Genomic DNA, 22,000 nt, shown 5'->3' with positions numbered 1-22,000 from the left:
CTCACATCCTGAACAGGCCGAAGCGCGGCCCTTTCGGGATCGGCGCGTTCAGGCAGGCGGAAAAGGCAAGGCCCAGCACATCCCGCGTCTGGCTGGGATGGATGATGCCGTCGTCCCAGAGGCGGGCGGTGGCATAATAGGGGTTGCCCTCGGCCTCGTAGCCGGCGCGGATCGGCGCCTTAAAGGCCTCCTCCTCTTCAATAGGCCAATTCTCACCGCGCGCCTCCATGGAGTCTCGGCGGATGGTGGCGAGCACCGAGGCTGCCTGTTCGCCGCCCATGACGCTGATGCGGCTGTTCGGCCAGGTGAAGAGGAAACGCGGGCGATAGGCGCGGCCGCACATGCCGTAATTGCCGGCGCCGAAGCTACCGCCGATGATGACGGTGACCTTCGGCACGGTCGCGGTCGCGACCGCCGTCACCAGCTTTGCTCCATCCTTGGCGATGCCTCCGGCCTCGTATCGGCCGCCGACCATGAAGCCGGAAATATTCTGCAGAAAGAGCAAGGGCACGCGGCGCTGGCAGGCGAGCTCGATGAAATGCGCGCCCTTCAGCGCACTTTCAGAGAAGAGGACGCCGTTATTGGCGATGACGGCGACGGGCATGCCCCAGATGCGGGCGAAGCCGCAGACCAGCGTGGTGCCGTAGAGCGGCTTGAACTCATGCAGTTCCGAACCATCGACGATCCGGCCGATGACCTCGCGCACGTCATAGGGCGAGCGCACGTCCTCGGGGATTATGCCGCGGAGATCTTCCGGATCGAGTTTCGGCGGCCGCGGTGCCTGGATGTCGATATCGACTGATTTGACGCTGTTGAGGGTGCTCACGATATCGCGAACGAGCAGCAGCGCATGTTCATCATTTTCGGCGACATGATCGACGACGCCGGAGCGGCGGCCATGGGTCTCGGCGCCGCCAAGCTCTTCGGCCGAAATGATCTCGCCGGTCGCGGCTTTGACGAGCGGCGGGCCGGCGAGGAAGATCGTGCCCTGATTGCGCACGATGACCGTTTCGTCGGACATGGCGGGCACATAGGCGCCGCCGGCGGTGCAGCTTCCCATGACGCAGGCGATCTGCGGGATTCCTTCGGCCGACATCTGGGCCTGGTTGTAGAAGATCGCGCCGAAATGGTCGCGGTCGGGAAAGACTTCGGCCTGATGCGGAAGATTGGCGCCGCCGCTATCGACGAGATAGAGGCATGGCAGTCGGTTCTGCAGGGCGATCTCCTGCGCCCGCAGATGTTTCTTCACCGTCACGGGGTAATAGGCGCCGCCCTTTACCGTCGCATCATTGGTGAGGATCATCACCTCGCGGCCGCAAACGCGGCCGATGCCAGTGATGATGCCGGCGCCCGGCGCCTCATCATCATACATGCCGTTGGCCGCCAGCGTGCCGATCTCCAGGAAGGGGCTGCCCGCATCGAGCAGAAGCTGAATACGATCGCGCGGCAGCAGCTTGCCCTTGCCGGTATGACGCTCCCGCGCAGCCTGCGAACCGCCGTCGCGGGCCTTTACCGAGCGCTCATAGAGCTCGTCGATAAGCGCCTTGTTCTTGCTGGCATTGGCCTTGAAGGTCTCGCTGTCGCGATCGATCGCAGTTGAAATCACCGTCATGATGCGATGAGCTCCCGGCCGATCAGATAGCGGCGGATCTCATTGGTGCCGGCGCCAATATCGTAGAGCTTGGCGTCGCGCAGGAAGCGTTCGACCGGCCATTCCTTGGTATAGCCGGCGCCGCCGAGCGCCTGGATCGCTTCCAGCGAGACCTTTACGGCATTCTCGCTGGCAAAGAGTATCGCAGCAGCTGCATCCGTGCGCGTCGCGCGGCCGGCATCGCAGGCGCGGGCGACGGAATAGACATAGGCGCGCGCCGAATTCAGCGCCACATACATATCGGCGATCTTGCCCTGCATCAGCTGGAAATCGCCGATCGCTTTGCCGAACTGCTTGCGATCGCGAACATAGGGCAGCACAACGTCGAGGCAGGCCTGCATGATGCCGAGCGGTCCGGCGGCAAGCACGGCGCGCTCGTAATCGAGGCCGGACATCAGGATCTTCACACCTTCTCCCTCCCGGCCCATCAGCGCCTCGGCGGGCACCGCACAATCCTCGAAGACCAGTTCGGCCGTGTCGCTGCCGCGCATGCCGAGCTTGGAGAGTTTCTTGGAGACGCTGAAGCCGGGCAGCCCCTTTTCGATGATGAAGGCGGAAATGCCTTTCGGGCCGGCTGCGGGATCGGTCTTGGTATAGACAACAAGCACGTCGGCATGCGGCGCGTTGGTGATCCAGAACTTGGTGCCGTTCAGAAGATAGCGGTCGCCCTTTTTCTCGGCGCGTAACCGCATGGAAACGACATCGGAACCGGCGCCGGCCTCCGACATGGCGAGCGAGCCGACATGCTCGCCGGAGATCAGCTTCGGGAGATAGCGGCGCTTCTGCTCGGCTGATGCCCAGCGGCGGATCTGGTTGACGCAGAGATTGGAATGGGCGCCATAGCTGAGGCCGACGGAGGCCGAGGCGCGCGAGACCTCTTCCATGGCAACGACATGCTCGAGATAACCGAGACCCGTGCCGCCGAATTCTTCCTCGACGGTGATCCCATGCAGGCCGAGCGCGCCCATCTCAGGCCAGAGCTGGCGTGGAAACGTATTGCTGTCATCGATCTCCGCGGCGAGCGGAGCAATAGCGTCGGCGGCAAACCGCGCCGTCGCTTCACGGATCGCGTCCGCGGTTTCGCCGAGCGAAAAATCAAACATGGCACTCCTCCCGCTGAAATATGTAGCGCGGGTTGCGGCGGGGTCAAAGTGCCCTTGAATGATACTGGGGAGAGCCATGCGAATTCTTGTCGAGAACGCGTGAACGCCATTTTCTTGAAAAGATGGAAAATATAGAATATATGGAAATTAAACCGGAGACGATATTGATGCGACAGTTCACGACAGGTGATCTCAATAAACAGATTGGTGATGTCACCGATGTCGCCAGCCGCGAGCCGGTTATTCTCACCCGCCATAACAAGCCCCGTTTCGTGCTGATGAGCTATGAGCACTATCAGCGGATGCGCAGCGGCAGGGACCCGCGTCGTGCGCATCACATTTCGGAGATGCCGGATGAGCATGCCGAATTGTTCGGCGAGGCAATTGAGCGACTGGCGCGCGGGGAAAGCTACGACGATGAACCATGAGTTTCGTCCTGGCGAGGTGATAAACTATCCCTATCTCTGGGCATGGCAGCAGCAGCGTGGTGAGGCCGAGGGGCGCAAACAGCGCCCGGTCTGTGTCGTCATCGCGATCCGCAGTGCGAGCGATGGAAATACGCATCTCGCCCTTCTGGCAATCACCACGCAACCACCACCGCCGGAAAGGGTTGCGCTGGAAATTCCCGATATCGAACGCCGGCGCGCCGGTCTCGGTGATCTCAAACAGAGTTGGATCGTCGTCGACGAATACAATTACGATATCGTCGAGCGTTCCTGGTACATCGAGCCTCATCAGGAGGTTCTTGGTCGCTTCAGCAAGTCCTTCGTGATGAAGATTGCCGCCATGTTCGCGAAAGCGCGGGGCCAGTCGGAACGAGTCAATCGATTCGACTGACATCCTCTCGATTTTCCGTTCCATCCCGCCGAAAGGCCTCAGGGCTCTTGCCGATCCATTTGCGGAAGGCCCGGAAGAAGGCGCTTGGTTCGGAATAGCCGAGCTGCACCGCGATCTCGCCGATGGTTTTCGGTGTGCCCAGCAGCAGTTCGACGGCGAGATCCCGGCGGATATCGTCCTTGATGGCGGCATAGCTTTGTCCCTCGTCGTGCAGGCGGTGGCGGAGCGTGGAGGGCGGCATGCGCATATCGGCGGCAAGCTCGGCAAAACTCCGCCACATGGCAGGCGTTGCCTGGTTCAAGCGCCGGCGAACGGCGGCGGCGATGCCGGCATCATAGCGATAACGCACCAGGATATTGGCGGGCGCACTACGCAGGAACTGTTTGAGCGCCTGTTCGCTGCGTGAAATCGGCAAGTCGAGCAGGGTGCTGTCAAAGCCCAGCCGGCTGATGGTTTGCGAGAAACGCACCGGAGCACCGAAGAAAAGCCGGTAGTCGGCGCCTTGTTTGGGCTCGGCGCAACGGAAATCGACGAGCCGGATCGGAATGCGCCGGCCGACCAGCCAGCAGATGATGCCGTGCAGGATGATCCAGTAGGTGCGGTAGGCGAAGGCCGAACGCGGGCCGCCTGCATCCCGGAGCTCGACCTCGGCCAGGCCGTCGCGGATGACGAGCTGTCCCCTGGGATCGTCGAGCACGACGTCGAGGAAGCGCAGTGCCCGGCGAAGCGCATGACCCAGCGTCGGCGCATGCAGCACAGAGTGGCAGAGCAGCGTGAAGCTGCCGCTGCGCATCGGCCGGCCGCCCATGCCGAAGAATTCGTCGTCGAGCTCGGCGGCGATGGCCAGCCAGAGCGCACCATAGGTCTCGGCCGACACTGGCTGGTCGACCCGCGGCAGCAGCCCCGCGCGCGCAAGAACAGGCTCTGTCGGCTTATCCAGCCGCCGCAGGCTGTCGAGGGCTTCCTCGACAAAGGCCGGCGCAATCATCCGTCGCTCGATTTCGGCCATCGCACTCTCTATGGCAAAACTGGCCGAAATAATGGAGCAGTTCTGTCATCGCTTGCAATAGGTGGAGCGAATAGAATCCTACCCGTCGGTTGCGCTTGGAGGAGGGCGCGGCCGGCAGGGAGGAACATTTATGCTGATCCCAAGTGCAAGTTTCATCGTAACCGGCGGCGGCTCCGGCCTCGGAGCGGCAACGGCGCGTATGATCGTGGAAGCCGGCGGGCGGGTGACGATCGCCGATCTCAACGCGGAAGCCGGTCAGGAAATCGTCCGGGAATTCGGCAGCGACGCCCGTTTCGTCAAGGCCGACGTGACGGATGGCGAGGAAGGAGCCGCGGTGGTCGCTGCAGCCCTCGAAGCCTTCGGGGACTTGCGCGGCTTGGTGAACTGCGCGGGCGTCGCACCGGCCGAAAAGGTGATCGGCCGCGACGGGCCGCACCGGCTCGAAAGTTTTGCCCGCACGGTCGGGATCAACCTCATCGGCACGTTCAACATGATCCGGCTTGCCGCCGCGGCGATCGAGAAGACCGAGCCGGATGCCGAAGGCGAACGCGGCGTGATCATCAATACGGCCTCGGTCGCCGCCTTTGACGGCCAGATCGGCCAGGCGGCCTATGCCGCCTCCAAGGGTGGGGTGGCGGCAATGACCCTGCCGATCGCGCGCGAGCTTGCCCGCCACGGCATTCGCGTCGTCGCGATCGCGCCCGGCATTTTCGAGACGCCGATGATGGCTGATATGCCGGCCGAGGTTCAGGCAGCACTCGGCAAGAGCGTGCCCTTTCCACCGCGGCTCGGCCGGCCGGCGGAATTTGCCGGGCTCGTGCGCCATATCTTGGAAAACAACATGCTGAACGGCGAGGTCATCCGCCTTGACGGCGCATTGCGGATGGGCGCGCGATGAGCGCTTTGCCCGAAGGAGGAGAACATGACATCGCAGGATCCCATCGTCATCGTCGGTGCAGCGCGCACCCCGATCGGCAGCTTTCAGGGCGAGCTGAAGGACGCCACTGCCCCGGAGCTGGGAGCAACGGCGATCCGGGCCGCACTCCAGCGCAGCCGCGTCGAGGCTGAGGCGATCGAGGAGGTCGTCTTTGGCTGCGTGCTGCCGGCGGGGCAGGGGCAGGCGCCGGCGCGCCAGGCGGCGATCCATGCCGGTCTGCCTTTCGCCACCGCAGCGAGCACCGTCAACAAGATGTGCGGCTCGGGCATGAAGGCCGCGATGATCGCGCATGACCTGATCGCCGCCGGTAGCGCTTCTGTGGCGGTTGCAGGTGGCATGGAAAGCATGACGAATGCGCCCTATCTCCTTGACAAGGCCCGTGGCGGTTACAGGCTTGGCCATGGGCGTGTCGTGGATCACATGTTCCTCGACGGGCTGGAGGATGCTTATGACAAGGGGCGCTTGATGGGCAGCTTCGCGGAGGATTGCGCCGAGGCCTATCAGTTCACACGCGAGGCGCAGGATGCCTACGCCATCGCCTCGCTGACGCGGGCGCAGAAGGCGATGGCCGAAGGCTGGTTCGAAAGCGAGATCGTGCCGGTCACGGTGAAATCGGGCAAATCAGAGCAGGTGGCGAGCCGCGACGAACAGCCGGGCAAGGCGAAGCTTGACAAGATCCCGACACTGAAGCCCGCCTTCCGTGACGGCGGCACGGTGACGGCCGCCAATTCCAGCTCAATTTCCGATGGCGCGGCAGCCCTGGTGCTGATGCGCCGCTCCGAGGCGGAGCATCGCGGCCTCAAGCCGCTTGCCACCATCCTTGGCCATGCCACGCATTCACAGGCACCCAATCTTTTCGCCACCGCACCGATCGGCGCGTTGCAGAAACTGTCCGATCGCACCGGCTTGGCACTCTCGGATGTCGATCTTTTCGAAATCAACGAGGCCTTTGCCGTCGTCGCCATGGCGGCGATGCGCGATCTCGACCTGCCGCATGAGAAGGTCAATGTGCATGGCGGCGCCTGCGCGCTCGGCCATCCGATCGGCGCTTCGGGAGCCCGGATTCTGGTAACGCTGCTTGCGGCGCTCGAGCGCTACGGTCTCCAGCGCGGCATGGCCGCCCTCTGCATCGGTGGCGGCGAGGCGACTGCCGTCGCCATCGAACGGCAATAGGAGGAGAGAACAGATGATCCTTTCCGACCTCCAGCAGCAGATCTCAGATCTCGCCCGCGACTTTGCCCGCGACCGGCTGGCGCCGGGAGCGGCTAAACGCGACCGGGAACATCTCTTTCCGCGCGAAGAGCTGAAGGAGATGGGCGAACTAGGCCTGCTCGGCATGCTGGTGCCGGAAGCCTATGGCGGCTCGGATACGGGTGTGGTCGCCTATGCCGCCGCACTTGAGGAAATTGCCGCGGGCGACGGCCCCTGTTCGACGATCATGAGCGTGCATAGTTCCGTCGGCTGCGTGCCGATCCTGAAATTCGGCACCGAGGAGCAGCGGCAGCGCTTCCTGCCGAAGCTTGCCGGCGGCGAATGGATTGGCGGCTTTGCACTGACCGAGCCGCAGGCCGGTTCCGATGCCTCGAACCTGAAGACCCGGGCCCGGCGCGACGGCGACGACTACGTGCTCGACGGCGCCAAGCAGTTCATCACCTCGGGAAAGAACGGCAATGTCATCATCGTCTTCGCCGCCACCGATCCCGATGTCGGCAAAAAGGGCATTACCGCCTTCATCGTACCGACGGACACACCAGGCTACGAGGTGATCCGCGTCGAGGAAAAGCTCGGACTGCATTCCACCGATACCTGCCAGATCGCCTTCAACAGCATGCGCATTCCCGCGGATTTGAGGCTAGGTGCGGAAGGCGAAGGCTACCGTATCGCGCTCGCCAATCTCGAGGGCGGACGGATCGGCATTGCCGCGCAGGCGGTCGGCATGGCGCGGGCGGCCTTCGAGGCGGCGCGTGACTACGCCAAGGAGCGTACGGCCTTCGGCAAGCCGATTTTCGAACATCAGGCCGTGGCCTTCCGCCTTGCCGATATGGCGGTGCGGATCGAGGCGGCGCGCCAGCTCGTCTTTCACGCGGCTTCCCTCAGGGAGGCGGAGCTTCCCTGCCTGTCGGAAGCCTCGATGGCGAAGCTGTTTGCCTCGGAGATGGCCGAGCGCGTCTGCTCCGACGCGATCCAGATCCATGGCGGTTATGGCTACATGGCCGATTATCCGGTCGAGCGCATCTACCGCGATGTGCGCATCTGCCAGATCTATGAGGGAACGAGCGACGTGCAACGCATGGTGATCGCCCGCAATCTATAGAATGACATCCGGCTCTGCTTCCGGGGAGGGGTCACGGCCGGCAAAGGGAGGAAAGAAAAAACATGGTGGATTCCGCTCGTTTGAGCCTGCACGTCCCCGAACCCGCCGTCCGCCCCGGCGGCCAGCCTGATTTTTCCAATGTCAAGATTGCCAAGGCCGGCTCGGTGCCGCGGCCGGAGGTGGATGTCGCGTCGGAAGACATTCGTGATCTCGCCTATTCGATCATCCGCGTTTTGAACCGCGACGGCGAGGCGGTCGGTCCTTGGGCCGGGTCGCTCTCCGATGAGGAGTTGCTGACCGGGCTTCGCAACATGATGAAGCTGCGCGCCTTCGATGCCCGCATGCTGATGGCACAGCGTCAGGGCAAGACCTCCTTCTATATGCAGCATCTCGGCGAAGAGGCCGTCAGCTGTGCCTTCCGCAAGGCGCTCGAGAAGGGAGACATGAATTTCCCGACCTATCGCCAGGCAGGCCTTTTGATTGCCGACAACTATCCGATGGTCGAGATGATGAACCAGATCTACTCGAACGAGAGCGACCCCTTACGCGGCCGGCAATTGCCGATCATGTATTCCTCCAAGGAACACGGCTTCTTCACCATCTCGGGCAATCTCGCCACTCAATATGTGCAGGCCGTCGGCTGGGCGATGGCCTCGGCGATCAAGAACGACAGCCGCATTGCCGCGGCCTGGATCGGTGACGGATCGACGGCGGAATCGGATTTCCACTCGGCGCTCGTTTTTGCCTCGACCTACAAGGCGCCGGTCATTCTCAACATCGTCAACAATCAGTGGGCGATCTCCACTTTTCAGGGCATCGCCCGCGGCGGTTCCGGCACCTTCGCTGCCCGCGGCCTTGGCTTCGGCATTCCGGCGTTGCGTGTCGACGGAAACGACTATCTCGCCGTCCATGCCGTCGCCCGCTGGGCGGCCGAACGCGCGCGGCGCAATCTCGGCCCGACGCTGATCGAATATGTGACCTATCGCGTCGGCGCGCATTCGACCTCCGACGATCCGAGCGCCTATCGGCCCAAGACGGAATCGGAGGCCTGGCCGCTCGGCGATCCCGTGCTGCGGCTGAAGAAACATCTGATCGTCAAGGGCGCTTGGTCGGAGGAGCGGCATGTGCAGGCCGAAGCCGAAATCATGGACGAGGTGATCGAGGCGCAGCGCCGGGCAGAGGCGCATGGCACGCTGCATGCCGGCGGCAGGCCTTCGGTGCGCGATATTTTCGAGGGCGTCTATGCCGAGATGCCGCCGCATATCCGCCGCCAGCGGCAGAAGGCGGGATACTGACATGGCCAGAATGACGATGATCGAGGCCGTGCGGAGCGCCATGGACGTGTCGATGGCACGAGACGACAATGTCGTCGTTTTCGGCGAGGATGTCGGTTATTTCGGCGGCGTCTTTCGCTCGACGCAGGGCCTGCAGGCAAAATACGGCAGGACGCGCTGCTTCGATACGCCGATCAGCGAATCCGGCATCGTCGGTACGGCGATCGGCATGGCCGCCTATGGGCTGAAGCCCTGTGTCGAAATCCAGTTCGCCGACTATATGTACCCGGCCTATGATCAGCTGACGCAGGAGGCGGCGCGCATCCGTTACCGTTCCAACGGCGATTTCACCTGCCCGATCGTCGTGCGTATGCCCACAGGCGGCGGCATCTTCGGCGGCCAGACGCACAGCCAGAGCCCGGAGGCGCTTTTTACCCATGTCTGCGGGCTGAAGGTGATCGTGCCGTCCAACCCCTATGACGCCAAGGGCCTGCTGATCGCGGCGATCGAGGATCCCGACCCGATCATGTTCCTGGAGCCGAAGCGGCTCTATAACGGCCCCTTCGACGGCCACCACGAGCGGCCGGTGACGCCCTGGTCCAAGCATGACCTCGGAGAGGTGCCCGACGGCCATTACACCATCCCGATCGGCAAAGCCGAGGTTCGGCGTGTGGGCTCGGCGGTGACCGTGGTTGCTTACGGCACCATGGTGCATGTGGCGCTTGCCGCAGCCGATGATGTCGGCATCGATGCCGAGGTGATCGATCTTAGAAGCCTGCTGCCGCTCGATCTCGATACGATCGTCAAATCGGTCTCGAAGACGGGACGCTGCGTCGTCGTGCATGAGGCAACCCTGACATCCGGCTTCGGCGCCGAGGTCGCAGCACTGGTACAGGAACATTGCTTCTATCATCTCGAAGCGCCGATCGTGCGGGTTGCCGGCTGGGATACGCCCTATCCGCACGCGCAGGAGTGGGACTATTTCCCCGGTCCCGGCCGCGTCGGGCGGGCGCTTGCCGAAGTCATGGAGGCTTGAGCCATGGGCGATTTCATCATCAAGATGCCCGATGTCGGGGAGGGGGTCGCCGAGGCCGAGATTGTGGAATGGCACGTGAAGACAGGCGATCCCGTCCGCGAGGACATGGTGATCGCTGCCGTCATGACCGACAAGGCCACCGTGGAAATTCCGTCTCCCGTCAATGGCACCGTCATCTGGCTTGCCGGCGAAGTCGGAGACCGCATCGCGGTGAAGGCCCCGCTGGTGCGAATCGAGACGGCGGGAGATGTCGGCGAGGCTCAGCCCGTGCGGATTTCGCAGCCGCCGATTGCCGAAACGACCAGGGCCGAAATGGCAAAGCCTGCTCCCGCAGCGCCAGCCCCTGCGGCGGCGCCAGTGCCGGCGGCGGCGGAAAGGCCGCTTGCCGCTCCCTCCGTGCGGCTCTTCGCCAGGGAAAGCGGTGTCGATCTCAGGCAGGTCCAGGGGACAGGGCCGGCCGGGCGTATCCTGCGCGAGGATATCGAGCAATTCCTCACCCCTGGTACCACTCCCGCGGCGGTCAAGAACGGTTTTGCCAAGAAGACAGCGACCGAGGAGATCAAGCTTACCGGCCTGCGCCGCCGCATCGCCGAGAAGATGGTGCTTTCCTCCTCGCGCATCCCCCACATCACCTATGTGGAGGAAGTGGATATGTCCGCGGTCGAGGAGTTGCGTGCCACGATGAACGGCGATCGCAGGCCTGATCATCCGAAGCTGACGGTTCTGCCCTTCCTGATGCGGGCGCTGGTCAAGGCCATTTCCGAGCAGCCCGACGTCAACGCCACTTTCGACGACGATGCCGGCATCATCACGCGCTACAGTGCCGTGCATATCGGTATCGCCACGCAGACGCCGGCCGGTCTGACCGTGCCTGTCGTGCGGCATGCGGAAGCACGCGGCATCTGGGATTGTGCCGCCGAGATGAGCCGGCTGGCGGAAGCGGCGCGCTCGGGTACTGCGACACGCGATGAGCTTTCCGGCTCCACCATCACCATCAGCTCGCTCGGCGCGCTCGGCGGCATCGTCTCGACACCCATCATCAATCATCCCGAGGTGGCGATCGTCGGCGTCAACAAGATCGCCACACGACCGGTCTGGGACGGCACGCAGTTCGTGCCGCGCAAGATGATGAACCTCTCCTCCAGTTTCGATCATCGCATCATCGACGGCTGGGATGCGGCAAACTTCGTGCAGCGCATCCGCACGCTGCTCGAAACGCCGGCGCTCATTTTTATCGAAAGCTGAGATCCATGAAAGAGATCGTCTGCAAGCTCCTCGTCATCGGCGCCGGCCCGGGCGGTTATGTCTGCGCCATTCGCGCCGGGCAGCTCGGCATCGATACGGTCATCGTCGAGGCAGGCAAGCCGGGCGGCACCTGCCTGACGGTCGGCTGCATTCCTTCCAAGGCGCTGATCCATGCGGCCGAGGAATTCGACGCGACGCAAAAGATGCTTGCCGGCAAGAACCCGATGGGCATCCGCGTCGAAGGCGCCTCGATCGATCTCGGCAGGACGATTACCTGGAAGGACGGGATCGTCGGCCGGCTCACCGGCGGTGTTTCGGGGCTGCTGCAGAAGGCAGGGGTCAAGATCGTCCACGGCCGAGCCCACTTCCGCGACGGCAAGACGGTGGAGGTGGAGACCGAAATTGGCCAGCAGATCATCCGCGCCGAGACCGTGGTGATCGCCACCGGTTCGGATCCGGTGGAGCTTGCGAACCTGCCTTTCGGCGGCCGCGTCATTTCCTCGACGGAGGCACTGTCGCTGACGGAGCTGCCGAAAAACCTCGTCGTGGTCGGTGGCGGTTATATCGGACTGGAACTCGGGACCGCCTTTTCCAAGATGGGATCTGATGTAACGATCGTCGAGGCGACGCCACAGGTGCTGCCGCAATATGATGCAGAGTTGGTACGGCCCGTCATGCGCAAGCTGACCGAAGGCGGTATCCGGGTGTTGACCGGTGCGAAGGCGATCGGCCTTGCCGACAACGGCGAGGCATTGATCGTCGAAACGGCCGATGGCCGGCAGCAGAGCCTGCCGGCGGACCGCATCCTCGTCACCGTCGGCCGCCGTCCAAGAACCGCAGGATCCGGTCTCGAAGAGCTCGATCTCGATCGTGCCGGCCCTTATCTGAGGATCGACGATCGTTGCCGCACGTCGATGCGCGGCATCTATGCGATCGGCGATGTGACCGGCGAGCCGATGCTTGCCCATCGGGCCATGGCGCAAGGGGAGATGGTGGCGGAAATCATCGCCGGGAAGAAACGGGCCTGGGACAAGCGATGCATTCCCGCCATCTGCTTCACCGATCCGGAGATCGTCAGCGCCGGCCTGTCGCCGGCAGACGCGAAGGCGCAAGGCTATGACATTCGCACCGGCCAGTTTCCGTTCAGCGCCAACGGGCGGGCGATGACGATGTTGTCCGAAGAAGGCTTCGTGCGCGTCGTAGCCCGTGCCGACACCAATCTCGTGCTCGGCCTGCAGGCGGTGGGCGCCGGGGTCTCCGAGCTCTCGGCGGCTTTTGCGCTGGCGATCGAGATGGGTGCACGCCTGGAAGACATCGCCGGCACCATTCATGCGCATCCCACGCGCAGCGAAGCGGTGATGGAGGCGGCCCTGAAAGCTTTGGGAAGCGCCCTGCATGTCTAGGTTGAGGTCGTTGATTCTACGGTCCAAAAAAGTGGGTCGCCACACCGTGGTGCTATGGACCGATATATTCGATGATTGCGCCGCTGGTGAATTCGGGGCCTACAAGGGCGCTTCCCCGCTCGGTCACAGAAAATGGCACGTTGCCCTGCGTCAGAGTACGTTTGGCCGTATCGATGTCGCCCACTACGAGCCGAAAGGCGGCATAGCCGCCTTTCGGCGTTAAATCGAGATTTTGGCCGGGAAACAGAGCCGCGGCATTCTTGCGGTCAAGGAACAGCAAGGATGCGGAGTTTTCGCCCGTGTCCACCCTGAAGCCGCCCTCGGCCGGAATGACCCGTCCACGGGCATAAAAACGCGCGTAAACATCCGCCGTTGCTTTTGGATCGGAAACAATGCCGATGATCTCGCCAAGCGCGATAGCTCCGTTCTGATGCTTCTGCAGTTCCGGCCGCCAGACCATTCCGGGGGTTTCATGCTGGCAGAGGAAGAAATGTCCGAGGGGCACGCCGGCCGGATCGAAGCTTAGCGTGCGAAAGCTTGCAAGGCCATCGCTCCCATCCGGCAGAGGAAGCGGGCGCGAGAAGGCGCTGACTTCGCCGGTCGCAAGTCCCACGGCCGCCAAGGCGCCTTTTGCCTCGTCGGCGCTTCTGGTGCGATTGGCGATCGCTTGCAAGCCTTCGCCCTGTTCTCTCAACTGTTCCCGCTGCTGGCGGTTGCCGTCTGTGTCGCGTACGACACCCAAGAGTTCCAGATAGTCGTTGCGGAAGACGATCGTATGGTTGGCGGTGCCTTTTTCCGGGCTGTGCAGGCCGCGCGGCGACAGGGTGAATCCGAGTCGACGATAAAGAGCCGCGCTCGCTTCGAGATCGCGGACAAGCAGATAGGTATGATCGACTCCCAGAACGGGATGGGTCATCAGGGGCTCCTTGGAAAAATGATAGCTGTGCAAATGATGGGTGGATGGAATCTTGCGGGGGTCGAGCGGCGCCGGATCTTCCTCTCCGGCAGGGCTTGCGAAGGTCATTCCGCCGGGGTCGGTTCACCGAGCGACAACATCAGCCGGTTTGCCCAGTTGAAGAAGGCCGCACCGTGCACGACGTCATATATCTCGTCGTCCGAAAGACCGGTCTTGCGAAGGCGTTCCGCATGATCCCGGCTGAAGGCCGGCGGCGTTGCCGTCAGCGCGACCGAGGCTGCAACGATGGCGTTCCAGCGTTCGCCGAGGTCGGCGGAGACGCCCTCGTCCAGCAGCTTTTGTACTTCTGACTTGTTCGGCGAATAATGCGAGGCGAAACGCGAGTGTACGGAGGCGCAGAAAATGCAGCCATTGTAACGCGATGCGGCAGTGGCTGCCAGCTCGCGGTCGGCGCGGGGCAGGCCATCGACGACATTATAGAAAATGTCCTTGTCGGTTTTCGTGCGGGCTTCGAGAATATCGGGGTCGCGGACGAGAAGGGCAAAGTAGGGCGATTTCGCCCGCGCCTTGTCCACCAGGGCCTCGTAATGGCGTTCTGTCAACTCGCTTTCCGCAAGAGGCTTGAGCCACGGCGTCCAGCCGATCTGCTCCTGCGTGAAGACGTTCGGAACGTTTTCGATCTGGGGTTCGATGATGGTGTCGGTCATGACGTTTATCCTTTAAGCAGCGTTCAGGACCCTGAGACCCGAAACGACGCGAATCTGGAAGGCAAGGAAGGAGACGAGCTGTGAGAGCGTGACGATGCCGGTCGTGCTCCAGCCTGCCTTGATCAGCCGGTCCAGTGCCTGCGGCTCGGCATCGCGCAGGTGGAAGACAAGAAGATGGGCGTGTTCCAGTGCGGCGGAAAGCCGGGGTCCGAGCACTGCCTTTTCCGTTGCCTGAACGGTGAAGACCGGACCGTCCCGATCCTCGCTGGAAAGCGGCCCTGCGGGATAGTGGCCGTAGGGGCCGGTGCCTGCGCCTTCGGCCGCTGCTGTCTTCACGGCTGCCGGCAGGGCCGCGCCGGTTTCCTCGCCTGCGAGCTTGGCGGCATAGAAGGAGGCGATCTCCGACTCGCCGTGCAGTGCAGCGACGAAAGTGGCGACGGCGAAGCGTTCTAAGAGCGAGAATTGGCTCGTATCGGAAGGGGCAAGGAGCGCGCGCCAGCTTGCCTGCGCTCCTTCCTTCGTCACTGGACGCCGGGCGCGCAGGGCGGCCCCCTTCGATCCCGGCTCTATACCCGCCAGATTGTCGATGATATCGGGAATATTGTCTGTCATGCGTATCGGCTTTCTTTAGGAGGAGTGTTATTCGGCTGCGATGCGCTTGGAATTGCCACTGCGGCGCCAGCCGAGCGCGGAGGCGACTTCCGAAGCGATCAGCTCGATGGAGCGCAGGGTATATTCCGGCGGCGGATCGATGGAATGGACCTGGAAAACAATGTCGGTCGCGCGCGCAAGCGCCGTGTCCGCCCTCAGCGAAGCGATAACATCGTCCGGCGTGCCGACATGGCTGTCGAGCGCCTTGATGAGGTCCTGCACGCTATTGCCGGGAATACGGTGGCCGGCCGCGGCGAAGCGGTCCGCGACGCGGGAGAGCCCGGCTTCCGCAAGCTTCAACGCCTGTTTCCGGTCGTCGGCGACGAACAGGCTGCGGGATCCGAAAATGCGGGGAGCGCGATCTTTCGGCAGGGCCGCGAGATAGGCGTCGATGATCGGGTTCTGGATATCGTCCAGCCTCGCGTGCGGATTGTCGGCCGGACGCGGCTGCGTGCGCGACAGCATCAGGCCGTCGCCGGTTTCGCCGGCAAGTTTCGCGCCGACGGCCGAAAAGGTCGCGAGCCAGATACGGTCGAGCAGGTGAGGGGCGCTGGGATAAAGCCGGTTGCCGGCACCGATATCCTCACCCGCCCAGGCCCTGCGGACGATGCCGAGATATTTGCCGTAGACCTCGCTGCGCTTGTCTGCCGGAATGCCGAAGGCTTCGAAGGATTCCCGCGTGCCGCCCGTGCCGAAGCCGACTTCGAGGCGTCCGCCGGAGAGAAGGTCCGTTACGGCTGTGTCTTCCGCCACGCGCAGTGGATTTTCCATCGGCAGCGTGATCACCCCGGTGCCGAGCCGGATTGTCGACGTGCGGGCCGCCACATGGGCGAGGAAGACTGCAGGCGAGGGGAGGCCGCCTTCATCCGCATGGAAGTGATGTTGTGCGATCCAGGCGCTGTCGAAGCCATTGGCCTCTGCGTGGATGATTTGCTCCTCCGCAAGCCGGTATCTTTCGCCGGCCTCCACGTCATCAAGGAGGCGGGTAAAAAAGCCCAGCCGTTTTGCTGTCGTCTGTTCGGTCATGATGTCAGTCCCGCTGCTTGCAAGTGCTGATGAACGTGATGCGGGAACTTGGCTCCGGGAATGGCATCGATCAGTTCACGCGTGTAGCCGCTGGCGGGATTGGTGAAGACCTGCGCGACGGGGCCGTAATCCACCTGGCGGCCATTGTGCAGCACCGACACGGTGTCGGCGATCTGGCGGACCACGGCAAGATCGTGAGAAACAAAGATGTAGGTGAGCCCGAGGTCGCGCTGCAGCTCACCGAGAAGGGCAAGAATCTGGGCTTGAACCGTGACGTCGAGGGCGGAGACCGCTTCGTCGAGCACGACCACTTGTGGTTCGAGCACCAGCGCCCGGGCGATGGCCACGCGCTGGCGCTGGCCGCCGGACAGCGCATGCGGCCGCCGGGTCAGTATCGGGGACGGGAGGCCCACGCGCTCGACGATCGCACGCACACGAGCGGCCCGTTCCTCCTTCGGCAGCGGATCGAAGTTGAGCAATGGTTCCTCAATGATGGAGAAGATCGTCTGCCTGGGATCGAGCGATCCCCACGGATTCTGGTAGACCAGCTGCACCTTGCGGCGGAACTGGCGCAGAGTGGCGGATGTCAAGGTGGCGAGATCGAAATCGCCGACACGGATGACGCCGTCGGTGGGCTTCTGGAAACCGGCGATGGCGCGGATCGTCGTCGTCTTTCCTGAGCCGGACTCGCCGACGATGGCATGGGTCGTGCCGCGCGGTACCTTGAAAGACACGTCGTCGACGGCGCGGAAACGGCTGCCGCCCGGCAGTGGGAACTCCAGCGTCAGCTTATCGACGGTGACGATGTCCTGCCGCTCGCCCTCCAGGAGGGGGCGGATTGCAGCGGCGGCAAGCGATGGCGCATCGCCGAGGAGTTTTCGTGTATAGGCGCTCTTCGGGGCGGCGAGCACATCCGCCGTGGGGCCTTGTTCCTGGATGCGGCCGTCCTGGAGAACCACCAGCCGATCGGAGCGGTCGGCGGCAACGCCGAGATCGTGCGTCACGAGCAGGACGGATGTGCCATATTCGCGGCGCAGGTCGTCGATCAGGTCGAGGATGCGTCGCTGCACCGTGACGTCGAGCGCCGAGGTCGGTTCATCCGCGATGATGAGCGCCGGCTTCAGGGCTATGGCGATGGCGATCAGCACGCGCTGCTTCATCCCGCCGGAGAGTTCGTGCGGATATTGCTTCGCCCGCAGTTCCGGTTGCGAAAGGCCGACATGGGTCAATAGCTCGATGACGCGTCGGTCCGCCTCTGCGCGGCTGAGACGGCCGTGAATTTCGAGGATTTCCCTCACCTGCGCACCAATGGTCACCACGGGGTTGAGCGAACTCGACGGGTCCTGCGGAATGAGGCTGATGACGGCGCCACGAATGGAACGCAGCCGTTTTTCGTTCCAACGTGAGATCTCCTCGCCGTTGAGGCGGATCGAACCGCCGTCGATGCGGCCATTGCCGGAAAGCAGTCCAATTACGGCCTGGGCCGTTGAAGTCTTGCCCGAGCCGCTTTCACCAACGAGGGCCACGACCTCTCCGGCGGCAACGGAGAAGGAAACGTCATGAACGACGCGGGTTCGCCCATTGTCGTTGCCGTAGGAGATTTTCAGGTCGCGGAGATCGAGGACGGGAGAAATGTTTTCACTCATTGGCTGGTCCTTCCGATCGACTGGCTGATGCGGTTGGCCGACAGCACGACGGCAACGACGACGAGACCGGGCGCGGCCGTCAGCCACCAGGCCGTGGCGAGATAGTTGCGGCCTTCGGCAATGAGAAGGCCCCATTCCGGCGTGGGCGGCGGGGCGCCGTAGCCGAGAAAACCCAGTGTGGAAAGCTGCAGGATGGCCCAGCCGAACTGCACGGCCGTATAGCCGATGATGGAAGTGAGGGAATTGGGCAGGATGTGCCGCCACAGCACGCGCCAGAACGTGCCCCCGCTGCCGAAGGCGGCCTCGACGAATTCGGCACGGCGCACGCGCACCACTTCCGACCGCATCAGCCGGGCGAAACCGGCAACCGCTGTGGCGCCGACGGCGATCGCGGCATTCACCGTGCCGAAGCCGAGCAGAATGATGATGCTGAGAGAGAGCAGGAGCGTCGGGATGGAGAGCAGCACATCCACGAAACGCATGATGACGGCGTCGGTGCGCCCACTGACCGAGCCGGCGATCAGGCCGAGCGCCGTGCCGGCGACAAGACCGACGCCCACGGCGGCAATCGCGCCGGAAAGCGAATGGATCGCCCCGTGGACGATACGAGCATAGAGGTCGCGGCCGAGCGAATCCGTGCCGAGCAGATGCAATGCGGACGGCGCCTTCAACTGACCGCCCGGTACGCCCTGCAGCGGGTCGTAAGCTGTGAACAGGCCGGGAGCGGCCGCCCAGAGCAGCACGGTAGCGATGACGATCCAAGCGAGCACCAGGCCAATCGGCAGACGCTTCAGGCGGAAGACGATCCCGTGGCGCTTCGCCGTTTTGGAGGAGGCCTTCGACCCGTCAAGGGTGGAAAGAATTTCAACGATGGTCATGACTTGGCTCCGTTTCCTGCTCTCAGACGCGGGTCGAGAAGCGGATAGGCAAGATCGACGATGAGATTGATGGTGACGAAGGCGGCGGCGGAAATCACGACGATCGCCTGAAGCACCGATATATCCTGGTTGCCCACGGCCTTCTCCGTCAGCCCGCCGATGCCGTTAAGGCCGAAAACGGTTTCTGTGACGATTGCGCCTGCGAGAAGCTCGCCGAACAGCACGCCGGCGATGGTCAGTGCCGGCAGCATCGCGTTGCGGGCCACATGCCGCACCAGGACGCGGGCCTGCGTCGCACCCTTGGCCACGGCGACGGAAACGAAGGGGCGTGTCCGGATTTCATCGATGTTGCGGATGAGGATCTGCGCCAGAGGCGCGGCGATCGGAACCGCGAGCGTGACGACCGGAAGCACAAGGCTCTCCCAGGGACCTGGATTGATGACCGAGACCAGCTTTAACCGGAAGGAGAAGATCTGGATCAGCATGATGCCGAGCCAGAAAACCGGAATGGAGATGAAGAGCGAGGGCAGCGACTGGATGAGGTTGCGCAGCCAGGCGAAGGGGGAAAGCGAGGAGAGAAAGGCGATGAGCAGGGCAAGCGCCACCGCCGCCGCGAAGCCGAGCGTGGCGAGCTTCAGCGTCGCCGGCAGATTGGCTGCAAGTTGCGCCGAAACCGGCACGCCGGCTTGAATGGAATAGCCGAAATCACCCTTCAGGAAATTCACGAGCGTCTGGAAATACTGCACGAAGACGGTGGAATCGACGGCATAGGCCTCGCGGATCTGCCGGATCTGTTCGGGGCTCAGCCCGTATTCCGGGTTGAGGAATTTGATCAGCACCGCATCGCCCGGCATCGCCTGCAGGAGGATGAAGGACAGCGTGAAAGCCGCCCACAGCACCAGCAAGGCCTGTCCGATCCGGCTCAAGACGTATCGTGTCATCATGGATCTCCCTGAACATAGGCATGGATGGCGGAGGAGGCTCCGCCATCCACTGCACTTATTTATCGAGCCAGACGCTGTAGAAACTTGGGCGACCGACGGCCTCGAAAGCGACGCCCTTGACGTAAGGCGCTCCTGCGAATGCCTGGGGCTCCTCGAAAATCGGGATGGCGTAGGCTTGGTCGAGAACATAGGCCTGTGCCTGGGCGACGGCCTTCAGGCGTTTTTCTTTGTCCGGCTGCGAGGCGATCTCGTCGAGGATGCCGTTCAGCTTGTCGTCGACGAAGGATTTGATCTTGTCGCTGCCGCCGCCCTTCTGGCGCAGCACGTCGCGGTTCTTCGGATAGTACTGGCTCTTGATGACATCCGGATCGGCGCGGCCGACCATGGCCGGCGAGACCGGCGTCTTCAGCGGGTCGAGATCATCAACCGTGCGGCTGCCGGAATCGCCGGCAAGAACATCGAGCTTGACGCCGACCTTGCCCCATTGCTGGGCAACGAGCTGAAGGGTGGCGCGATTCTGCGGCTGCGGCAGGGATTCATAGGCGGTCAGGATCAGTTTCTGACCGTCCTTTTCGCGGATGCCGTCGGCTCCCGGCTTGAAGCCGGCCTCGTCCAGCAGCGCCTTGGCCTTGTCGAGGTCGAAGGCGAGCTTGTCGGACTGGTCGACATAGCCAATGGCGGTCGAGGCGATGATCGATGTCGCCGGCGGATAGTGCTTGGAAAAGAGCGTGGAGACGATTTCCTGGCGGTTGGTGGCGAGCGCCAGGGCCTTGCGGACACGAACATCGGCGACGAGCGGATTGTCCGGACGGAAGACGACGGAGTTGTTCACTCCGCGTGTGCTCGGCGCATAGATCTGGAAGCTCTGGGTCTCCACCTGTGCTTCATCATAGGCCTGGATCTGGCGGATGAAATCCGCTTGGCCGGCAACCAGCGCGCCGATGCGGACGCTGTCTTCGCCGGTGATGATGTACTGGATGCCGTCGAGATAGGAGCGGCCCTGATGGGAAAGTTTCTTCGGACCCCAATTGTAGTCCTCGCGGGCCGTGAGATCGAGCGACTTGCCCAAGGTCTCGGCCTTGACGACGAAGGGACCGGAACCGATGATCTTGGTGGCGTCACCCAATTGCTCGAACGGCAGTTCCAGCGTCTTCGGCGAAACGAGACCGGAGCCGATGACGGATGTGCCCTGCAGGAAGCCGGGCGATGGCTTCTTGAAGTAGAACTTCACGGTCAGCGGATCGATGACCTCGCTGCGGTCGTAATTGTTGACGACTTCGGAGACCGGCTGCTTCAAGGCCTTGTTGCCGAGCCCGAATGTGTCGAAGTTCTTGGCCACCGCATTGGCGTCCAGCGGCGTGCCGTCGGAGAAAGTGACGCCGGATCTGATCTTGAACGTATATTCCGTCGCGTCCGCATTCACTGTCCAGGACTCGGCAATCCAGGGCTCGATTTCCAGGGTTTTCGGATTCTGATAGGTAAGCTTGTCGGTGATCTGGTTCAGAATACCGCCGTTGGGATAGAAGCCGCCCGCCGGTGGATACAAATTGGTATGGGCTTGCTGTTCAAGATAGATCAGCGTGCCGCCTTTCACGGGCGTGTCGGCTGCCACAAGGCTGGCAGGCAGGCTGACGGCCGCAGCCAGCGCGACGATGGTGCCGAAAAATTTCTGCTGAAGGGTCATTGGATTTTCCGAGTGTTGAAGGAGCTCGTAAAGGGTACAGCTTCGCGCAAATTGGGCAATAAAAGCTATCGATTTAGTATTCTATTTTATGGCGTTCCTGCGAAACAAGCGTCTCCACGTCCAAAAGAAATCGCAAAAACATCTCTCCGCGGGGGGTGTGTCCCGCCCGCGGGGAAACAGCTTTCCTGCTTCGGGCAGGAAGACGGCTTCTTTTAATCTACAATTTTGTAGACAATAGCCAGTTGCATGGGCACCTTTGCGAAAGGCCCGTCGAAAACACGGCCAGCATGGATGACACGCCAAAATTTGGGGAGAACGACCGGATGCCTGCTACTCGAATAGAAACCAGGCGCGGCTGGATCGGAACTCGCCGTTTGGACGTTATTGAGGCGGTCCAGCGTGCCTTGCTCATCGGCCTGAAACTTCCCGAAGATGATCGCTGTATACGGCTCCTGGAATACGAACACGATGCGATGATCGTTCCTAAAGGAAGGGGACCATCGTACACGGTCATCGAGATAACGCTGTTTTCGGGACGCTCCCTCGATGCCAAGCGGCGGTTATATGCTGCACTCGCGGGCGAACTCTCGGCTTTTGACGTGCCTGCGCGTGACATCAAAACCATTCTTGTCGAGGTTCCACCGGAAAATTGGGGTTTGCGGGGTTTACCTGCAAGCGAAATCAATCTCGGATATAAGATAGATGTCTGACGCTGCGGCGTCATCGGCAGACGTTTTCC

Annotated in this window: 21 protein-coding genes; 10 read left to right on the top strand and 11 right to left on the bottom strand. The window is 62.7% G+C overall.

Going from position 1 to position 22,000, the window contains the following annotated elements; translation table 11 throughout:
• Window position 1: 1 nt before the first annotated feature.
• Together QMO82_RS01270 and QMO82_RS01265 are read right to left on the bottom strand one after the other, a co-directional pair.
• The gene (locus tag QMO82_RS01270; protein ID WP_183610517.1) at window positions 2-1,612 is read right to left on the bottom strand and encodes a carboxyl transferase domain-containing protein; all 1,611 of its coding nucleotides are present in this window, start codon (window positions 1,610-1,612) and stop codon (window positions 2-4) included.
• Window positions 1,609-2,754 (bottom strand): acyl-CoA dehydrogenase family protein, encoded by a 1,146-nt coding sequence (locus QMO82_RS01265; RefSeq protein WP_183610516.1) that lies wholly within the window; start codon window positions 2,752-2,754, stop codon window positions 1,609-1,611. Before QMO82_RS01265 ends, QMO82_RS01270 begins: the two co-directional genes overlap by 4 nt.
• Window positions 2,755-2,921: 167 nt before the next feature.
• Between QMO82_RS01265 and QMO82_RS01260 the strand changes: the two genes are divergently transcribed.
• Both QMO82_RS01260 and QMO82_RS01255 read left to right on the top strand, forming a co-directional pair.
• Window positions 2,922-3,182, top strand: coding sequence for a type II toxin-antitoxin system Phd/YefM family antitoxin (locus tag QMO82_RS01260; protein WP_183610574.1), 261 nt, complete (start codon window positions 2,922-2,924; stop codon window positions 3,180-3,182).
• Window positions 3,172-3,591 (top strand): hypothetical protein, encoded by a 420-nt coding sequence (locus tag QMO82_RS01255; RefSeq protein WP_183610515.1) that lies wholly within the window; start codon window positions 3,172-3,174, stop codon window positions 3,589-3,591. Before QMO82_RS01260 ends, QMO82_RS01255 begins: the two co-directional genes overlap by 11 nt.
• Here QMO82_RS01255 and QMO82_RS01250 read toward each other — a convergent pair.
• Window positions 3,575-4,600 (bottom strand): AraC family transcriptional regulator, encoded by a 1,026-nt coding sequence (locus QMO82_RS01250; protein WP_246718422.1) that lies wholly within the window; start codon window positions 4,598-4,600, stop codon window positions 3,575-3,577. The two genes, QMO82_RS01255 and QMO82_RS01250, sit on opposite strands and share 17 nt — an antisense overlap.
• 130 nt (window positions 4,601-4,730) lie before the next feature.
• Here QMO82_RS01250 and QMO82_RS01245 point away from each other — a divergent pair, with 130 nt between their 5' ends.
• From QMO82_RS01245 to lpdA, 7 genes are all read left to right on the top strand, one after another.
• Window positions 4,731-5,498 carry a 3-hydroxyacyl-CoA dehydrogenase gene (locus QMO82_RS01245; RefSeq protein WP_183610514.1) on the top strand — a complete coding sequence of 256 codons (768 nt, stop codon included), beginning with the start codon at window positions 4,731-4,733 and terminating at the stop codon, window positions 5,496-5,498.
• A 24-nt stretch (window positions 5,499-5,522) separates the two neighbouring features.
• On the top strand, window positions 5,523-6,710 hold the full coding sequence (locus tag QMO82_RS01240; RefSeq protein ID WP_183610513.1) for an acetyl-CoA C-acyltransferase: 1,188 nt from the start codon (window positions 5,523-5,525) through the stop codon (window positions 6,708-6,710).
• Between the two features lie 13 nt (window positions 6,711-6,723).
• A complete protein-coding gene (locus QMO82_RS01235) occupies window positions 6,724-7,851 on the top strand; it encodes an acyl-CoA dehydrogenase family protein (RefSeq protein WP_183610512.1) in 1,128 nt (375 codons plus the stop codon).
• A 62-nt stretch (window positions 7,852-7,913) separates the two neighbouring features.
• Entirely contained in the window at window positions 7,914-9,146 is a 1,233-nt protein-coding gene (locus QMO82_RS01230) for a 3-methyl-2-oxobutanoate dehydrogenase (2-methylpropanoyl-transferring) subunit alpha (protein WP_183610511.1), read from the top strand.
• A 1-nt stretch (window position 9,147) separates the two neighbouring features.
• Window positions 9,148-10,161, top strand: a complete 1,014-nt coding sequence (locus QMO82_RS01225) for an alpha-ketoacid dehydrogenase subunit beta (RefSeq protein WP_183610510.1) — start codon at window positions 9,148-9,150, stop codon at window positions 10,159-10,161.
• Between the two features lie 3 nt (window positions 10,162-10,164).
• A complete protein-coding gene (locus tag QMO82_RS01220) occupies window positions 10,165-11,406 on the top strand; it encodes a dihydrolipoamide acetyltransferase family protein (protein ID WP_183610509.1) in 1,242 nt (413 codons plus the stop codon).
• Between the two features lie 5 nt (window positions 11,407-11,411).
• Entirely contained in the window at window positions 11,412-12,809 is a 1,398-nt protein-coding gene (gene lpdA, locus QMO82_RS01215; protein ID WP_183610508.1) for a dihydrolipoyl dehydrogenase, read from the top strand.
• Between the two features lie 52 nt (window positions 12,810-12,861).
• On the opposite strand, the gene QMO82_RS01210 is transcribed toward lpdA, so the two are convergent.
• The 8 genes from QMO82_RS01210 to QMO82_RS01175 are packed head-to-tail and all read right to left on the bottom strand — an operon-like array spanning window position 12,862 to window position 21,261.
• Window positions 12,862-13,833: a VOC family protein gene (locus QMO82_RS01210; protein WP_183610507.1), complete on the bottom strand. Its 972-nt coding sequence runs from the start codon at window positions 13,831-13,833 to the stop codon at window positions 12,862-12,864.
• Complete coding sequence (locus tag QMO82_RS01205; RefSeq protein ID WP_183610506.1) at window positions 13,830-14,432, bottom strand: alkylhydroperoxidase domain protein; 603 nt, start codon at window positions 14,430-14,432, stop codon at window positions 13,830-13,832. The genes QMO82_RS01210 and QMO82_RS01205 overlap by 4 nt, the downstream gene beginning before the upstream one ends.
• A gap of 12 nt (window positions 14,433-14,444) precedes the next feature.
• On the bottom strand, window positions 14,445-15,044 hold the full coding sequence (locus QMO82_RS01200; RefSeq protein WP_183610505.1) for a CMD domain protein: 600 nt from the start codon (window positions 15,042-15,044) through the stop codon (window positions 14,445-14,447).
• Between the two features lie 27 nt (window positions 15,045-15,071).
• On the bottom strand, window positions 15,072-16,109 hold the full coding sequence (locus QMO82_RS01195) for a putative FMN-dependent luciferase-like monooxygenase (RefSeq protein WP_183610504.1): 1,038 nt from the start codon (window positions 16,107-16,109) through the stop codon (window positions 15,072-15,074).
• Window positions 16,106-17,755 (bottom strand): ABC transporter ATP-binding protein, encoded by a 1,650-nt coding sequence (locus QMO82_RS01190; protein WP_183610503.1) that lies wholly within the window; start codon window positions 17,753-17,755, stop codon window positions 16,106-16,108. Before QMO82_RS01190 ends, QMO82_RS01195 begins: the two co-directional genes overlap by 4 nt.
• On the bottom strand, window positions 17,752-18,633 hold the full coding sequence (locus QMO82_RS01185) for an ABC transporter permease (RefSeq protein WP_183610502.1): 882 nt from the start codon (window positions 18,631-18,633) through the stop codon (window positions 17,752-17,754). Before QMO82_RS01185 ends, QMO82_RS01190 begins: the two co-directional genes overlap by 4 nt.
• Window positions 18,630-19,574, bottom strand: a complete 945-nt coding sequence (locus QMO82_RS01180; RefSeq protein WP_183610501.1) for an ABC transporter permease — start codon at window positions 19,572-19,574, stop codon at window positions 18,630-18,632. The genes QMO82_RS01185 and QMO82_RS01180 overlap by 4 nt, the downstream gene beginning before the upstream one ends.
• Before the next feature lie 58 nt (window positions 19,575-19,632).
• Window positions 19,633-21,261, bottom strand: a complete 1,629-nt coding sequence (locus QMO82_RS01175; RefSeq protein ID WP_183610500.1) for a TIGR04028 family ABC transporter substrate-binding protein — start codon at window positions 21,259-21,261, stop codon at window positions 19,633-19,635.
• A gap of 287 nt (window positions 21,262-21,548) precedes the next feature.
• On the opposite strand from QMO82_RS01175, the gene QMO82_RS01170 reads away from it, so the two are divergent.
• Window positions 21,549-21,971: a tautomerase family protein gene (locus QMO82_RS01170; RefSeq protein WP_246718421.1), complete on the top strand. Its 423-nt coding sequence runs from the start codon at window positions 21,549-21,551 to the stop codon at window positions 21,969-21,971.
• Window positions 21,972-22,000: the final 29 nt, after the last annotated feature.

This window comes from Rhizobium sp. BT04 (assembly GCF_030053135.1).
GTDB classification, from domain to species: domain Bacteria; phylum Pseudomonadota; class Alphaproteobacteria; order Rhizobiales; family Rhizobiaceae; genus Rhizobium; species Rhizobium binxianense.
Note: the sequence above shows the minus strand (reverse complement) of the source record. Positions and strands in the feature narration are given on the sequence as shown.

Bases quoted from the DNA above. Each gene is read 5' to 3' on its own strand.
- QMO82_RS01205 (WP_183610506.1), bottom strand. From the start codon at position 14,432: ATGACCGACACCATCATCGAACCCCAGATCGAAAACGTTCCGAACGTC.
- QMO82_RS01225 (WP_183610510.1), top strand. From the start codon at position 9,148: ATGGCCAGAATGACGATGATCGAGGCCGTGCGGAGCGCCATGGACGTG.
- QMO82_RS01240 (WP_183610513.1), top strand. From the start codon at position 5,523: ATGACATCGCAGGATCCCATCGTCATCGTCGGTGCAGCGCGCACCCCG.
- QMO82_RS01210 (WP_183610507.1), bottom strand. From the start codon at position 13,833: ATGACCTTCGCAAGCCCTGCCGGAGAGGAAGATCCGGCGCCGCTCGAC.
- QMO82_RS01270 (WP_183610517.1), bottom strand. From the start codon at position 1,612: ATGACGGTGATTTCAACTGCGATCGATCGCGACAGCGAGACCTTCAAG.
- QMO82_RS01245 (WP_183610514.1), top strand. From the start codon at position 4,731: ATGCTGATCCCAAGTGCAAGTTTCATCGTAACCGGCGGCGGCTCCGGC.
- QMO82_RS01260 (WP_183610574.1), top strand. From the start codon at position 2,922: ATGCGACAGTTCACGACAGGTGATCTCAATAAACAGATTGGTGATGTC.
- QMO82_RS01220 (WP_183610509.1), top strand. From the start codon at position 10,165: ATGGGCGATTTCATCATCAAGATGCCCGATGTCGGGGAGGGGGTCGCC.
- QMO82_RS01255 (WP_183610515.1), top strand. From the start codon at position 3,172: ATGAACCATGAGTTTCGTCCTGGCGAGGTGATAAACTATCCCTATCTC.
- QMO82_RS01200 (WP_183610505.1), bottom strand. From the start codon at position 15,044: ATGACAGACAATATTCCCGATATCATCGACAATCTGGCGGGTATAGAG.
- QMO82_RS01170 (WP_246718421.1), top strand. From the start codon at position 21,549: ATGGATGACACGCCAAAATTTGGGGAGAACGACCGGATGCCTGCTACT.
- QMO82_RS01195 (WP_183610504.1), bottom strand. From the start codon at position 16,109: ATGACCGAACAGACGACAGCAAAACGGCTGGGCTTTTTTACCCGCCTC.
- QMO82_RS01235 (WP_183610512.1), top strand. From the start codon at position 6,724: ATGATCCTTTCCGACCTCCAGCAGCAGATCTCAGATCTCGCCCGCGAC.
- lpdA (WP_183610508.1), top strand. From the start codon at position 11,412: ATGAAAGAGATCGTCTGCAAGCTCCTCGTCATCGGCGCCGGCCCGGGC.
- QMO82_RS01265 (WP_183610516.1), bottom strand. From the start codon at position 2,754: ATGTTTGATTTTTCGCTCGGCGAAACCGCGGACGCGATCCGTGAAGCG.
- QMO82_RS01250 (WP_246718422.1), bottom strand. From the start codon at position 4,600: ATGGCCGAAATCGAGCGACGGATGATTGCGCCGGCCTTTGTCGAGGAA.
- QMO82_RS01185 (WP_183610502.1), bottom strand. From the start codon at position 18,633: ATGACCATCGTTGAAATTCTTTCCACCCTTGACGGGTCGAAGGCCTCC.
- QMO82_RS01180 (WP_183610501.1), bottom strand. From the start codon at position 19,574: ATGACACGATACGTCTTGAGCCGGATCGGACAGGCCTTGCTGGTGCTG.
- QMO82_RS01230 (WP_183610511.1), top strand. From the start codon at position 7,914: ATGGTGGATTCCGCTCGTTTGAGCCTGCACGTCCCCGAACCCGCCGTC.
- QMO82_RS01190 (WP_183610503.1), bottom strand. From the start codon at position 17,755: ATGAGTGAAAACATTTCTCCCGTCCTCGATCTCCGCGACCTGAAAATC.
- QMO82_RS01175 (WP_183610500.1), bottom strand. From the start codon at position 21,261: ATGACCCTTCAGCAGAAATTTTTCGGCACCATCGTCGCGCTGGCTGCG.